The sequence below is a fragment of the Paraburkholderia sp. BL9I2N2 genome (genome assembly GCF_004339745.1).
Classification (GTDB): domain Bacteria; phylum Pseudomonadota; class Gammaproteobacteria; order Burkholderiales; family Burkholderiaceae; genus Paraburkholderia.
Window position 1 is genome coordinate 675,347 of the sequence record NZ_SMGP01000002.1, and the last position, 14,677, is coordinate 690,023.

General features: G+C 60.0%; 12 protein-coding genes. 1 reads left to right on the forward strand and 11 read right to left on the reverse strand.

Features of this window, described 5'->3' with window-relative positions:
• Positions 1-158: 158 nt before the first annotated feature.
• The 3 genes from B0G74_RS24960 to B0G74_RS24970 form a co-directional block, all read right to left on the reverse strand.
• Positions 159-857, reverse strand: coding sequence for an FCD domain-containing protein (locus tag B0G74_RS24960; protein ID WP_132377528.1), 699 nt, complete (start codon positions 855-857; stop codon positions 159-161).
• 240 nt (positions 858-1,097) lie between these two features.
• Entirely contained in the window at positions 1,098-2,234 is a 1,137-nt protein-coding gene (locus B0G74_RS24965; protein ID WP_132379346.1) for a glycosyltransferase, read from the reverse strand.
• A gap of 311 nt (positions 2,235-2,545) precedes the next feature.
• Complete coding sequence (locus tag B0G74_RS24970; protein ID WP_165923923.1) at positions 2,546-3,601, reverse strand: EpsG family protein; 1,056 nt, start codon at positions 3,599-3,601, stop codon at positions 2,546-2,548.
• A gap of 536 nt (positions 3,602-4,137) precedes the next feature.
• On the opposite strand from B0G74_RS24970, the gene B0G74_RS24975 reads away from it, so the two are divergent.
• The gene (locus tag B0G74_RS24975) at positions 4,138-5,313 is read left to right on the forward strand and encodes a glycosyltransferase (RefSeq protein ID WP_132377530.1); all 1,176 of its coding nucleotides are present in this window, start codon (positions 4,138-4,140) and stop codon (positions 5,311-5,313) included.
• Between the two features lie 21 nt (positions 5,314-5,334).
• On the opposite strand, the gene B0G74_RS24980 is transcribed toward B0G74_RS24975, so the two are convergent.
• The 8 genes from B0G74_RS24980 to tviB form a co-directional block, all read right to left on the reverse strand.
• Positions 5,335-6,336: a right-handed parallel beta-helix repeat-containing protein gene (locus B0G74_RS24980; protein ID WP_243658301.1), complete on the reverse strand. Its 1,002-nt coding sequence runs from the start codon at positions 6,334-6,336 to the stop codon at positions 5,335-5,337.
• Positions 6,337-6,377: 41 nt separating this feature from the next.
• Positions 6,378-7,115: a DUF2334 domain-containing protein gene (locus B0G74_RS24985; RefSeq protein WP_132377531.1), complete on the reverse strand. Its 738-nt coding sequence runs from the start codon at positions 7,113-7,115 to the stop codon at positions 6,378-6,380.
• Positions 7,116-7,196: 81 nt separating this feature from the next.
• Complete coding sequence (locus B0G74_RS24990) at positions 7,197-8,432, reverse strand: glycosyltransferase family 4 protein (RefSeq protein ID WP_243658302.1); 1,236 nt, start codon at positions 8,430-8,432, stop codon at positions 7,197-7,199.
• A gap of 26 nt (positions 8,433-8,458) precedes the next feature.
• The gene (locus tag B0G74_RS24995) at positions 8,459-9,583 is read right to left on the reverse strand and encodes a glycosyltransferase family 4 protein (RefSeq protein WP_132377532.1); all 1,125 of its coding nucleotides are present in this window, start codon (positions 9,581-9,583) and stop codon (positions 8,459-8,461) included.
• 47 nt (positions 9,584-9,630) lie between these two features.
• On the reverse strand, positions 9,631-10,791 hold the full coding sequence (locus tag B0G74_RS25000; RefSeq protein ID WP_132377533.1) for a glycosyltransferase family 4 protein: 1,161 nt from the start codon (positions 10,789-10,791) through the stop codon (positions 9,631-9,633).
• Positions 10,788-12,152, reverse strand: a complete 1,365-nt coding sequence (locus B0G74_RS25005; RefSeq protein ID WP_132377534.1) for a lipid II flippase MurJ — start codon at positions 12,150-12,152, stop codon at positions 10,788-10,790. The genes B0G74_RS25000 and B0G74_RS25005 overlap by 4 nt, the downstream gene beginning before the upstream one ends.
• A gap of 81 nt (positions 12,153-12,233) precedes the next feature.
• Complete coding sequence (locus B0G74_RS25010; protein WP_132377535.1) at positions 12,234-13,265, reverse strand: SDR family oxidoreductase; 1,032 nt, start codon at positions 13,263-13,265, stop codon at positions 12,234-12,236.
• A 70-nt stretch (positions 13,266-13,335) separates the two neighbouring features.
• The gene (gene tviB, locus B0G74_RS25015; RefSeq protein ID WP_132377536.1) at positions 13,336-14,613 is read right to left on the reverse strand and encodes a Vi polysaccharide biosynthesis UDP-N-acetylglucosamine C-6 dehydrogenase TviB; all 1,278 of its coding nucleotides are present in this window, start codon (positions 14,611-14,613) and stop codon (positions 13,336-13,338) included.
• Positions 14,614-14,677 lie beyond the last annotated feature (64 nt).

A 14,677-nucleotide genomic window follows, 5' to 3' on the forward strand; every position in this document is an offset into this window, starting at 1 on the left:
GCCCGTATCGCGACTCAACAGTGTTGGAATATCGCGTGGACTTCATAAAGCATGCTGTAATGCGCTAAAGCGATCCGTTGCTTCGCGCATATTTCTTCTCTATAGGCATCCGAATTAAATCGTCCGCCTCCAGGCAACGGCGGCGCCCCACAATCAACTCAAACCGTTTCCCCAAGCAGCTGGTCCGCGCTATGGCTGATGAGTTGCATCATCGCCGCCTTCGCCCCCCCCGCATCGCCAGCTTCGATCGCACGCACGACTTTCCCGTAGTCGGCGACCCGCGTATCGTACGCGAGCGCTTGCACGTGAGAGATCGCCTGCATGGCCCTTAGCCCCATCCGGACGATACTGCCCATCTGGCTGAGCAACGCGTCGCCGCTTGCATCGACGATGGCCGCCTGCAATGCGTCTTCAGCGGCTTTCTCCGCGACGTAATTCCCGCTCGCACGCTGGAGAGTCTGATACATGGCGGTGATCGCAATGCGCTGATGCCGGTTCGCGCGAGTGGCCGCGAACGCAGCCGCACGGGGGTCGACGAGCTTGCGGAACTCGATCAGCCCATGCAGATACTCCGGATCTGGCGTGGCGCGAAGCCGCCACTCGGCAACTTCATGATCGATGATCAGCCAGTCTTTCGCAGGCGTGATGCGGGTCCCCGTCTTGGTCCTGACATCGAGCATCCGGCGCGAAACGAGGATGCTGATCGCTTCGCGCATGATGGCCCGGCTCACTCCATGCTTCTTCGAGAGGATCACCTGCGGAGGAAGCACGTCGCCGTCGTAATCCCCGTTGATGATGCCGGTCACCAGTTGATTGACCACTCGCTTGACGAGCGAGGCTTCGAATCCATGGTTCATTTTATTTTCTCGTCACACTGTGAAGTGTTATGTGCAAGATCCGCCTTTTCTCGAATCTTCGCCGTGGTTTACAAGGCTTTCCCCCGTGCCTTTGCATAACCACATGGTGCATCGGGTTTCGCTCCCGCAACGTACGTCCTCACACACTGACCATCTAAAGAAATTCAAATCGCAGCGCAACACGCCGCTCGCAACAGCCCGGGCGCCACGCATGAGCTATCCCGCCCTGCCGCCCGCACCTCAGTGGCGCGGCCGCTCCGCCCCACGCGGCGCGACCACCGGAGCGTGCCGCGTGATCATCAGCCAGCGCGGCGTCCTGATGCGCACGATCGCCACATAGAGCTGAACGTAGACCAGAATGAATGCGATGGTTGCGCCGGCAAGCGCGATCGGGCGGTCCCAGAAGAACGTAGCCGGAACAATGCCGACGAGGCTCAGCACCCACAGATAAACCGAGGTAAATGAATTGCGCAGCGCGCGCTGGCGCAGATTGCCCGCGTCGAGACCCTTTCGCACGATGCGCCGGTACACGAGCGTATGCAGATGAAGTCCGTCAGGAGCGCCTGCCGGCCTTCCGCGCACGATCCTGCGGCGATAGATGGAAAAGAGCGTCTCGAAGGTCGGATAGATGGCGACAGCCATGGCGTACCACGCAGACACGCTCGGGTTGCGCACGATCAGGAGGACGAGCAGCTCCGCCATGATGAACCCGACGAAATAAGCTCCGCCATCTCCGAGGAAGACGGAAGGCACCGGAAAGTTCCACAGCACGAAGCCGCCGATCGCTCCGATCATCGTCAGTGCCATGCTCATGATGAGCCAGTCGTTGACGCTGTGCGCGACGTAGCCGATCGAGGCGAAGATCAGCATCGTCACGACCGACGCGAGTCCGTTAAAGCCATCGATGATATTGACCGCGTTCGTCAGCCCGGCGACGCCGAGCATCGTGAAGCCGATCCCGATCGGCACGATGCGCAGCCACTGATCGACGAGCGGCAAGTCCACCCGCGTGAGCGTGGCGTGCATCAGCAGGCAGGCCGCGAGCGCCGAAGCGAGCGCGCACAGGAGCCGCACGCGCGGACTCACGCGCTTGGTCATGTCCTCGATCACGCCGCCCGCGAACGCCGGCACGGCGCACAACAGGAGCAGCAGTTGACTCGTCCCGGGGTTGGTCGCCCACAGCGGCTGGATGACCGGTACGACAGTGGCGGCACATGCAATCCCAATTCCGCCGATTCGTGGCACCGCGTAGGCGTGGTTCTTCTGAATGCCGCGCAAGTCGTGGTCCATCGTAAGCGACCCGTGCAGACCCGAACTTCGCACGATAAAAAAGATAACCAGGAATGAGACAACAAAGCCAAGCGCAAGATTTAACATCTCGGTCTCCAATATTAACGGAGGAATTTTTATTTTCTTGTCGCTTGAACGTCTTTTTAGGACAAGGATAGTAATGCACACCGTCTCTTATTTTGAGTCTTTCCTCTGTGGCATTCCCAACACAACCCCGACACGATCATTTTATGAACCGACAAATAAGCGTAAATGCGGCGTGCTGCCGAATACGCCGGTTCAGGTTATCGGCGGATCGGGACGTGTATATGAAATGACCATTGCTCATTCTTGCGTCCGGTTCGCACAGGAAGCGCGCTTCGCATTGGCGAGTTCCCCGGCGGCTATCGGACACCTGCTCAGAGAAAGTACTTGTACGTGTCCAGCAGGTAGTTCTTGATAACGTCGTAGGTCAAAATACCTAAGACAAAAGCGACGGTCCACAGGACCAGCGAATTCTTGAGGCGGATCTCCGGCAGCAGGAACGCCAGCAGCAGCGGCCCATAGTAGACAATGCGCTGGGTCCCGAACGGATACACGAAGAAGGAAATGATCAGGAACATGAGCAGGCCGATATGCATGATCGCGATCTTATGGACGACCATTTCGCGCACCGTGTTCTCGATATTTTTTCGACGCAGCATGAGCACGAGCGTCGGTACGATCAGATACAGGGCGAGCGATATCAGGAAGTTCACCGTGAACTCTTCCTGCTGGGTGTATTCTTCGAGCCGGCGGCCGCCGAACGTGTTGAAAAGCCACGCTGACGCCAGCGACATCGCAAGCGCCGCACCGACCACACCCACGATTGCCAGCGCCTTGCTTCGTCTCATGAGAACGTGCGCGAGAATCAGGAACAAGGCCGGATACGCGAACGTGGTGTGAACGATGCTGGCGAGAAGCGCGCCTCGAATGGGCTGCTGCCGGCACATCGCGAAGTACATGGCAATCGACAGAGCAAATCCCTGACGGATCTGGAATAGCCCGACCGTCGCGAGGCCGGTAGGGATCACCGCCCACAACAGCAGGCCGAGAAACGGCCGGCGCGTGCGGCTGAGGGCAAGCGCCATGAGCACGTTCAGCACGACAACCGTCAGCCGCACGGCGGTATCCGGTGAGAAGCCCAGTGAATCGATGCCTAGTACCCAGAGCCGCCAGCCGAGCTCGTCCGTGATCGTCTTCACGATGAAGAGCACCGTCGAATGGCTAGTGGACCAAAGATGCATGATCCAGAGCGGATCGGCATCCCTGAAGTACGCAACGTAATTGTCCTGATCGAGCAGTTTGCTCCGATCGCCGAACGCGATCCTGCACAGGATGAGCACTGCCAATGCCAGGAACGCCAGCATGGAAGGCCGCAACCATCGGTAGCCGACTGATTGGAACTGGAACTTCGAGTTGAGTTGTTGTGCCACTTTCATCTCCCTCTTGCCCGTCGGCTTGCCAGCCCTGCGCAAACCGGAGGAGGTGTTGATTTTTATGCCGCTCAAATGTGCTCCCGGTAATCGCCGTTCAGCGGACCGGGCTCTGCAATCGACGATGCTATCGAGCCATTGAATGGCCTTCGAACTGACATCGCATTACGCCCCTGCACGCTATCAGGCTTTTGTTCGACATTACGAGCGGAATGGCACACAAGTTTTGAATCGACCACGGAACGTTAGTCCGTCAATTCGTATCAACAATAAATCGCATCCGCAATGGCCGCGGACAATTGTCCCGGTCTGTGTACGATGCCGAACGGTAAGGCGGCTGCCCGATCACTTAGCCTTTCACCAGTCTTACCGTGATTACGGATATCAACTCCGTTAAACGACGCGACAGGAAAAGGCGGCCGTCCGCAAGGCATGAATGGCGTTTGTGGAACTCAGTGCTGCTGCAAATGAAACCTGTTTGCCCAACCGAAAAAGATACGGGTTTACATCAACGAATGCCGAACCGTGCGAACGAAATGAAAATCGTCCATATAATCTCGGGCCTCGGTTTAGGCGGCGCCGAAACGCTGCTGCTGAACCTCGTTTCGGAATCGCGCAGCACCGGCGGCACGCACGTCATCATTTCCCTGTCGTCGCTGGATATCATGGCAGAGCGTCTGCGCGCCGCCGGCGCGGAAGTCAGGCTGCTGGGCATGCGGCCCGGCATTCCGAATCCGCTGCTCCTGATTCGACTGGCCAGGTGGATCGTCAAGGCCAACCCCGATGTCGTCCAGACATGGATGTATCACGCGGATATTTTCGGCGGCGTGGCGGCACTGCTGGCGCGGCTGATGTTCCGGCTCAGGGGGCAACGCCACCGGTTCGTGCTCGTCTGGGGCATCCATCGAACCGAAGTGCCCACGGCCAAAGTCGGGCGCGTTCTGAATGCGCTTGCGCGAATCGGCGCAATGACTTCCAATCAGTTGCCGGACTCGGTCATTTGCTGCGCCAACGCGTCGTACAAGACTCACGCCGAGTACGGTTACGATCGCTCCAGGATGCGCGTGATTCATAACGGCTTCGATGTCCGCAAGTTCGTGCCGGATGCCACCGCAAGGGCTACGCTCCTGAACTCGCTCGGCTTGCCGCCACGCTCGATACTGATTGGCATCGTCGGACGCTCCAATCCCGCCAAGGATTACGATAACTTCCTGCGCGCGGCCGCCCTGCTTCATCAGCGCGTGCCGGAATGCCATTTCGTCATGGTCGGCAAGGATGTCGATGCCAACAATAAGGCGCTTGCACGCATGATGAGCGAGCTTGGCTTGACCCGCGTATGTCACTTGCTGGGCGCCCGGAATGACTTGCATCGAATCATGCCGGCGTTCGACATGTTGTGCCTCTCATCCCGAACGGAAGGTTTGCCCACGGTCGTCGGCGAAGCGATGGCCTGCAGCGTTCCGTGCGTGGTCACGGATGTGGGCGATACCGGCCAGCTCGTCGGCGACACCGGTCTGGTCGTTCCGCCACGAGATCCCGTTAGTTTGTCGGATGCGCTTGAAGAGATGGCGACGTTGAGTCTGGAGCAGCGCGAGAAACTCGGCAAGCTGGCACGCGAGCGGATTGTCGAATGCTTTTCTATTACGGTGTGCTGGCAGAAGTATCGGGACATGTACGCGACATTACTGCGTGCGAAAGGCGTAACGCGTTGAGCGTTACGCTATTGAACGCCGCTACCGGATGATCGTGGGATTCGTGATATCGATCTTCGGCCCCGCACGGTCGTAGTCGGTGCTGACAAAGGCGTCTCTTCTCGGACGGATCCACGTCGGTGAATTGCTCGTGATATAGCCGGTCACGATGCGGCCTTTCGTCGCCAATCCGGATACGCTGTAGGCCGCTTCCCTGCTGTCTTCATCCTTGTGTCCACTGATCACGACGCTGACGTACTTTTCCCGGCTGCCCGGCAGTGCCTCCAGATAGACGAGAATGCCGAACTGGCAGTGTCGTGTCGTCGGATTGACGATCCGGATATTTTCGATAACGTCCGTGTTGGCGTTCGGCTCGATGTCGAGTCCGGCGGAAGGAAGCGTACCGGCGATGTTTTCCCACACGGGATGATCGAACAGGATATTCCTGCCGCTGATGATCGACACCCCTTGTCGACGGCAACCCGAGGCATAGTGATTCATCACCCGGATGTCGCTCGAGTAAGGCAGGCCGTTGCCGAAGCTGTTCGCGATATAGATGCCGTCGCCCCAACAGTTGGTCGTGTTGGGGGAAAGTATCGTCACATCGGTGCTTCCCGCGATCGATATGCCCATGCCCCACTCTCCGCCGGTCACGGTGTTCAGTTCCTTGCTGCCGTCCACGCGCGGATTTTCCAGCCGCACATGCCGCACGTCCCAGATACGGATGACCTCATAGTTTTGAGTGTCGTGAGGAAGCAGTTTGAGCGACGCGCCGGGAGCAAAGCGCACGCGGCTGTTGCTGCGCATGTGCAGCCCTTGCGCATCGATCCTGCATGGGCCTGTGATGACCAGTGTCTTGCCGACTGAACTGTCGACTGCCTTTTGAAGCGCGGCACGGTCATTCGTCTTGCCGTCCGCGCTGACTCCGAACCATCGATCGACGACCTCGTCGGCCGCGGCGCGCTGATTGGTCACGACGTCGGCCACCGCAGCGAGCGGGCGCGTGATCGCACCCACCATGCTGCTGAGGAGAAAAGCATTCACCGCTCTTCGGCTATTTCGCACCGTACACCCCCATAAGAAGTTCAGCCCCTCATGCGGCGCATGGCACGCAACGGAGTAGACGTTAAAAAGCGCATCGCCATCGCGATGCCTGGGACGGGGGCTTCGACGCTCGCGGCCTCTGCGAAAGAAATGAACCGCGAGCGGTTTTTCTTCACGAATCCGATGATTCCGTCGATCTCGGCCTCGCTTAGCGTATTGACATGCAGGCAGATGGAATACACGCCAAAGCCAAAATGCACCGGCGTGGCGAACAACTGCGGCACCGCGGTCAGACCGCCGAATTTGTACGGATAGACGCCGCTGCCGTCCGTGAGGTACTTGAAGTCCAGATCGGCTAGTGCGCGGAGCGTCGCTTCATCGAACGAGTGGGAAGGCGCCATGAATACCGGCTGCCAGACACCTTGTTCCTGGAGTATCTTTTTTCCCGCCTGCAGCTTGGCAAACTGCTCGTCGTATGAGAGGCCGGCCAGTTCCGATTTGCTGCCAAGACGCAACAGCCCGGGGTGCTGGGTGACGTATTGATGCGTGTATCCGTGCTGCGCGATGCTCCAGCCGCGATCGACCCAGCCGCGGACCGCATCCCAGAACGCATCTCTCGCCGGCTCGACAACCAGCGTCTGATCGAGGCAGTTAGGCACGACGCCGACGAGCAACGGCAGGTCCTGATCCATGGAAAGCTCATCGAACGGATCGAATCGCGACCAGGCCATTTCCGGGGTGACGTCATCGAAGCGCAGTATGAATTTCGGAGCGACCATACGCACTCAATCTCCTTCAGGATATTTCTTTGAATCTGCCCTGGCGTCCGACGGATATCCGCACGGAAGCGCCAGCCGGGTTCAAATCTGCCGCTCGCGCTGACCCGCGATGACGACTTCTTGAGGCACGGGGTCCAGCAATTCGCTGTAGACCCGTAATGTCTTGCTGATCACGATCGATTCGTCGAATTCGCTCAGGGCTTTTTCCCGCGCCGCGAGACCGAGTCTGCGGCAGAGCTTCCGGTCGTCGTCCAGGCGGCGGATCGCGTCGGCCAGCGCCGCGCTGTCGCGCACGGGAATGAGCAAGCCGTCTTCTCCCGAACAGCTCACGACCTCGCGGCAGCCCGGCGCATCGGTTGTGATCAGCGGCAACGCGCACGCGGCCGCCTCGATCAGCGTCTTGGGCAAGCCTTCGCGATAGCTCGGAAGCACGACGACGTCCACTTCGGACAGCAGCTTCGGCATATCGCTGACATGCCCCAGCCACGTGAGAAGGCCGTCGTTGACCCACCCTTCGACGAGTTCCCGGGAGACAGAGGCGGGATTGCCGTCGTCGGGAGAGCCGGCAAGAAGGAACTTCACCGAGCGGTTTTCACTTCTCAGTGCCCGGGCCGCCTCGACGTACTCGGCGATTCCTTTGTCCCACAACAAACGGGCGGCCAGCACGACCCGCAATGGCGCCCGGGTTTCCTCATCGGTCTCCTGCCGGGCGGAGAACCGCGAACAGTTCACGCCGGATCCCTTGATGAGCCGTATCGACCGGTCATCGACGATTCTCGCCCGTTTGAAAACCGCGACGTCGTCGGGATTCTGCAATATCAGCGCATTGCGCCGGCCATTCAACGCGGAGCGCATCAACTGGCGCACGATAGGCCGCAGTACACGGGCTTTCAAATCCCGGCTCGTGAAGACGTAACCCATACCGGCGACGGCATTGATTCGCGCGGGCACGCCGGCAAGCTTGCTCGCCAGCGATCCGTACACCGCGCTCTTGATCGTGAAGCCGTGGACGAGGTCCGGCTTTTCACGTTGAAGAAACCGCACGAGCCACGCGAGCACGCCAAGTTCGCGCAACGGATTGAGGCTTCGACGATTCATCGGCATGGCATGCCAGCTAAACCCCAGCGCCTGCAGCTTGGGCCCGAACTCGCCCGGCGGAGAGAGCAACACCACTTCATAACCGTCTTGCCGCAGCTTCTGCGCCAGCGAGAGGCGGAAGTTGTAGAGATACCAATCGGTGTTGGCAAAGAGAACTACTTTACGTCCGTTCATGTCCGCTCCTGAATCTCTGAGCTTTTTGTGAATACGGCAGGTCACGACCACAACGATGCCATCGGTTCAATTCAATGCGTCGACTCAACAGGTCTCACCCGCGCCCCGACCCGCTCGAACAACTCGTCCCAGATCTGCAATACCGCCTTCAATGAATAGCGCTCCCGTACCGACTTGGCGGCCTTCCTGCCCAGCTCCGCGCGCAGCGGGTCATCCGAAATCAGGCGGTGTAAAGCGGCGGCCATGGAATGCGCGTCGCCTGGCGGGATGAGCAGTCCGTCCTCGCCGTTTCGCGTCAACTGCCTCGGTCCGCTAGGACAGTCGAACGACACGACAGGCAATCCAATCGCCATGCCTTCCATCAGCGCCATGGGCAAGCCTTCATGACTCGACGACATCGCAAAGACCTGCCCCTTGGCCAGCTCGCTCCACGGGGTCAGCGTCCGTCCTGGCAGAAAAATCCGTTCCCCCATGTGCAGTTGCTCGATCTGAGCCTCCAGTGCGGCGCGCTCAGGTCCTTCTCCCCAGATCCACAAGTCCCAATCAGGGCACTCGTCTGCCAGCAGTGAAAAGGCGCGGATCAGCAAGTCGAACTGCTTTGTCCTGTTCAACCGCCCCAGAGAAATGACGCGCTTGCGCGCCGTCGCTTGTTGCAGTTGCTGCACGAACAGTTCATCGGGCAGCGGATTGGGCATCACCGCAATGTCCTTCATTCCCGGCACGACCTTTCTGAATGGCGCGACCACGTCGTCGGTCAGCAGGGTCAGAAGATCTGCCTTCGGATAGATAAACCGGCACAGCAGTCTCCATAACAACGAACGGCGATCGGCCAGAGGATTGGTGTGCTCGCTCACGATGATGGGAATACCGAGGCCTCGCGACGCGAGAATCGTCGCGACATTCACATTCGTCAGAAACGACACGATCACATCCGCCTGGCTCTCGCGCATGAGCGCGCGCAACGCACTCATGCGCTCGACAAAAGCGAGCGGCCCCCGGCCTCGCCGCGTCACCAGGTCAGCCAGATAGACGAACTTCACACGCGATGAAACGGGGTAATTGCAGGTGCTCCGCCCGGAATACGTGGCGACTAGCGTGACCGAGTCGCCCCGCTCGACCCAGGCATTGACAAGCGTCGCAGCGACACTCTCGGCACCGCCATCCTGCATCGCGCTAATGAACAAGACGATATTCATGGAATGTCAGGTCTCCGCCCGCTTGATGATTGGAAGCAGCGTGGGGTTCACTCCGTCACCCGCACGGAAGGACGATCGATGATCCCCGAAGGTTTCACGCCGGTTTGCGTGAACACGTCACGCCACATCGAGAAGACCCTGGCCACCGAAAACCGCTCGACGACCGCACGCGCGCGCGCTGCCATGAGTGCCCGCGTCCCGTCATCGCTCATCAAGGTCGACAAGGCATTGGCGAGTTCCTGCGGGTCGCCGACTTGACGAACCAGCAGGCCGTCATGGCCGTGCGTGATGATGTCTCCGGGCCCCGCGTCGCAGTCGAAGCTCACCACCGCACAACCGCTCGCCATCGCCTCGACGATCGTCATCGAGAAGCCTTCGAACCGCGAACTCAACACGTATAGGTCCGCACGCTCGTACCAGTCAGGCATATTGCCGACCTGACCCGGCAGGAGCACGCGCTCACTCAATCCCGCCGCGGCTATCTGTGCAACGAGCGCATCCCGGTCATGGCCATCTCCGAGAATGACGAGATCCCACGCGGGAAAATCACTCGCGATCCGACCGAAGGAATCGATCAGAATATCGAAGCCCTTTTGCTCGGCCATGCGTCCCGCCGCCAGCAATACGCGACGCCCGGCGCCGACCACCTGCTGCGGCGGCACGATAGGTTCCACGACAGGAATCGGCAGCGAGATCGAATTCGGAATCACCGTGACGGCCTTGCAATTGCAGTTGTCCTGCAACCACAGCTTGCTTTTCTGCGTCAACGCGACGACCTTGTCCGCGAAGGGGTACGTCCAGCGGCGCAAGGACTCCCAGAGCTTTCCTTCGAAGAGCATCGGCGGATGAATGTGCTCGGTCGCAATCACCTTGCAAGGCAGGCCGAGGCCGGCCAGGATGGCGAGGATCGACGGCCGCGTCTCGATGCCGAGCACGACATCCGGCTTCACCTGTCTGAGCACGCGGCGCAGAGCCAGCATCCGGCGCACATTCGCGAATACCGCGCCCGCCAAACCGCCACTGCCCCCCGCGAGGTCGAGGGTAATGCGGTCGACCGAGTCGTGCAGCGCATAGAAGTCGCTTGCGGTGGATGTCAGCGTCACGACACTGACGTCCAGCCCTTGCGCGACCCATTCGCTCGACAGGTTCATTGCCACGCGCTCCGCACCGCCGTAATGCAAGGAATGGATGAACAGCAGAATCTTCATAGCGGACCCGTCTTGTTCTTTAATGAGCCGTTTGACAACGTGAAAAACAGATAGCAGACGAACGAACAGAGGCCCATGACGCCGGTTGCAAGCACGACCCCCGTGATGCCGAGCCATCGAATCAGGAAGTAATTGGCCACCACCTTGACGGCGAAATTCGCGGCCGCGATGCCCGCCATTGCTTTAAAGCGGCCTTCGCTAGCCAGCAGCTGAACCAGCACCAGCACCGAGAAGTAAAACGGTATCTGAATCAATCCCCAGCGAAACAGGCCAGACACCGCCACCGTGTCCGCAGCGCTAAAGGCGCCGCGCTGAAACAGCAGCTTCACCACCATCGGCGCGAGAAGCCACGCCACCACCGCCACCACGCAGCCGACCGCCAGCATGAATAGCGACCACTTTAGCGCGATGCTTCGGGCGCGAGCGTTGTCTCCTGCACTCAACAGCTCCGATAAAACCGGCAAGGTCGCCCGGCTGATCGCCACGGCGCCCATGCTGACGAGCAGGCCGAGCACGCGGCTGGCATAGCCGAGCGTCGCGATGTTGCCGTCGCCGAGGCCCGCCACGAAATACTGGTCCAGCGGCGTGGCCAGACTCATGATGAACTGGCCGATCATGAACACGCCGACCGCGCGGTACATGTGGGGCCACTGCGGCGAGCTGACAGAGAAGCTGAGCCGTGCGCGGATGTTGTCGGCACGCCCGGAAAGCACGCCCAATATCACCGCCTGAAGGAGAAAGCCGAGCGTGCTGCCCAAGATCAGCGGCAAGGGGGAGCTCGGATCGTGCCAGGCCAGCACGAAGCCCAGCAACACGACGGCCGGCACGCACTCCAGCAGCGTGTTGACATGCTTTTCGCGTGCCTGGAGCCGTGCCGCATACACGCAGATCGTCAGCATGACGATGCCGACCGGCGCCATGCCGAGCATCATCCGGCGCGACATCAAGCGGGTTTCTTCCGACAGGTTGCGCGCCATCAGGTCGAGCGCATGCGGCCAGGCGAAATAGAGAAGGACCGCGAACACCACGCCGACAAAAATCGCCATCACGTCGAGTTCGCCGAGAAACTTCGCTTGCTCCTGCCTGGGCCTACCGCGCAGTTCGACGAGAGCCGGCACGAGCACGACGCTCAGTACAGCGACAAACGTAGCCGGCAGCCAGGTGACCAGCGTGAGCGTGAGCTGATAGGCATCGACGACATTGCTGATGCCATACCGATACGCGATCGCCATTTCCTTGAGCGCGCCCGCCGACTTGCCCATGAGCGCGAACAGGGAAACCCAGACCGCACTGCGTGCGATCCGCGAATGATCGGGATGAATCTGCAGCAGACGGCTTCGCCAACCTGCGATCTGAGACATTGACGTTACTGCCTTAAAAAGATCAACGCGTTGCGCATCCGTCATGCCGAAGCAGCCCGTGAGACCGGGCGTCTGAAGACATCACCTTTGCGATACGAACTCGATGTACCAGGGCATCGCTTTGGACAAGCCTTCTACCAAGGGAATCGTGTTTTCATAGCCGAGCAGCCGCTCCGCCTTGTCGACGTTTGCCTGTGAATGCCGGACATCGCCGGCGCGAAAAGGCCCGAACACCGGGCGCTTGTCGCAGGAGACACCGTTGTCGGCGAGCACGGACCGCAAGCCGTCGTAGAGCTGGATCAACGTCGTGCGATCGCCGACGGCGACGTTGTACACCTCGTTGCGTGCCACCTCGTCCGCCGTCGCCGCCAGGATGTTCGCCTTCACTACGTTGTCGATAAAGCAGAAGTCCCGGCTGGTTTCGCCGTCGCCATTGATCACGACGTCGTCGCCGGCAATGAGCGCGGCCGTCCATTTGGGAATGACCGCGGCGTAAGCGCCGTCCGGATCCTGGCGCTTACCAAACGCATTGAAGTAGCGCAGGCCAATCGTCTTGAAGCCGTAGGCACGAGCAAACACCGATGCGTACAGTTCATTCGCGTACTTGGTGACGGCATACGGCGAAAGCGGCTGCCCGATCTGGTCTTCGACTTTCGGCAAGCCGGGATGGTCGCCATACGTCGCGCTCGATGCGGCATACGTGAAGCTCGACACTTGCGCGTCGCGCGCGGCCACGAGCATATTGAGGAAGCCGCTGATGTTCACTTCGTGGGTCGCGATCGGGTCAACCACCGAACGCGGAACCGAACCCAGCGCCGCCTCATGCAGCACGTGATCGACGCCATTGACTGCGTTCGCACAATCTTCCGCACGCCGGATATCGCCTTCGATGAATCTGAAGCGCTGCCATTGCTCCGGCGAAACGACGGAGCGTACTTCGTCGAGATTGCGCTGGTAGCCGGTAGAGAAATTGTCGAGTCCGACCACGGTCTGGTCGAGCTTGAGCAGCGCCTCCAGCAGATTCGAACCGATAAAGCCGGCCACGCCGGTAATCAACCACTGCTGCGGATGCCCGGCGAGTTGTTGCCGTGTTGTGTCGTAGCGATCAGGCATCGATGCCTCCGGATAAGATGAGGAGGCCATCACGTCGTGATGGCCTCGCGTGCGATGTGCTTAGGGTCTGCTAGAGACGCAGATCACTGGCGTCCGCGGGCAGCAGGTACTTCAGGTCGTACAGTACATGCCCGGGTTTGCCGAAGACACGAATGGCTTGCGCGCCCAATTCCTGGAACCGGCTGTGCGCGACGGCCAGAATCGTCGCGTCGTAGACGCCTTCGGCGGGATGCTCGATGGGGTCCAGGTTGTGTTCGCGCCGGGCCTCCTCTTTCGAGACCCACGGATCGTAGACATCGACTTCGACGCCGTATTCCCGCAACTCGGCAACGATATCGACGACCTTGGTGTTGCGCAGGTCCGGACAATTCTCCTTGAAAGTCAGACCCATGATCAACACGCGGGCACCGGCGACGCCGATCTGCCGCTTGGTCAACGCCTTCACCAGTTGCGACGCAACGTAACCGCCCATGCTGTCGTTCAGGCGCCGGCCGGCGAGGATGATCTCCGGGTGGTATCCAATGGCCTGCGCCTTGTGCGTCAGATAATACGGATCGACGCCGATGCAATGGCCACCCACCAGACCCGGTCTGAAGGGCAGAAAGTTCCATTTGGTTCCGGCTGCCTGCAGGACCGATTCCGTGTCGATGCCCATCTTGTTGAAGATGATCGACAGCTCGTTGATCAGCGCGATATTGACGTCGCGCTGCGTATTCTCGATGACCTTGGCCGCCTCGGCGACGCGAATGCTGCTCGCCTTGTGCGTGCCCGCGACGATGATCTCGCGGTACAGCGAATCGACGAGTTCAGCGATCTCCGGCGTCGATCCCGACGTGACCTTTCTGATATCCATCACGCGGTGCGCCTTGTCGCCCGGATTGATCCGCTCGGGACTGTAGCCGACAAAGAAATCCACGTTGAATTTCAGCCCCGAGGTCCGCTCGAGAACCGGCACGCATTCCTCTTCCGTGGCACCCGGATAGACGGTCGATTCATAGATGACCACGTCATTCTTTTTCAGCACGCGGCCGATAGTCTCGCTGGCGCCGATCAGGGGCCGGAGGTCAGGACGCTTGTAGTCGTCGATCGGCGTCGGAACGGTTGCGATGTACACGTTGCAGGCTTTGAGCTCCTCCACGTCCGACGTGAAGGTCATGCCCGTGGCCGCGGCCAGTTCTTCATCGCTGACTTCGAGCGTGATGTCCCGTCCTTCACGTAACGCCGAGATGCGCACGCCGTTGATGTCGAATCCCACCACCGGGCGACGCTTGCTGAACTCCACCGCAAGCGGCAATCCGACATAGCCAAGACCGACCACGGCGAGTTTCAGCTCGTTTAACGAATGCATGATTGTTGCTCCCCTTTATTATAGATACGCGTCTTTCTTAAAACCCCGTGCAAGATTCAATTGG

What these genes read in the sequence shown, in the direction of transcription:
- B0G74_RS24960 (WP_132377528.1), bottom strand. Translation starts at nt 857, where the DNA reads ATGAACCATGGATTCGAAGCCTCGCTCGTCAAGCGAGTGGTCAATCAA.
- B0G74_RS25010 (WP_132377535.1), bottom strand. Translation starts at nt 13,265, where the DNA reads ATGCCTGATCGCTACGACACAACACGGCAACAACTCGCCGGGCATCCG.
- B0G74_RS25005 (WP_132377534.1), bottom strand. Translation starts at nt 12,152, where the DNA reads ATGTCTCAGATCGCAGGTTGGCGAAGCCGTCTGCTGCAGATTCATCCC.
- B0G74_RS25000 (WP_132377533.1), bottom strand. Translation starts at nt 10,791, where the DNA reads ATGAAGATTCTGCTGTTCATCCATTCCTTGCATTACGGCGGTGCGGAG.
- B0G74_RS24985 (WP_132377531.1), bottom strand. Translation starts at nt 7,115, where the DNA reads ATGGTCGCTCCGAAATTCATACTGCGCTTCGATGACGTCACCCCGGAA.
- B0G74_RS24965 (WP_132379346.1), bottom strand. Translation starts at nt 2,234, where the DNA reads ATGTTAAATCTTGCGCTTGGCTTTGTTGTCTCATTCCTGGTTATCTTT.
- tviB (WP_132377536.1), bottom strand. Translation starts at nt 14,613, where the DNA reads ATGCATTCGTTAAACGAGCTGAAACTCGCCGTGGTCGGTCTTGGCTAT.
- B0G74_RS24995 (WP_132377532.1), bottom strand. Translation starts at nt 9,583, where the DNA reads ATGAATATCGTCTTGTTCATTAGCGCGATGCAGGATGGCGGTGCCGAG.
- B0G74_RS24975 (WP_132377530.1), top strand. Translation starts at nt 4,138, where the DNA reads ATGAAAATCGTCCATATAATCTCGGGCCTCGGTTTAGGCGGCGCCGAA.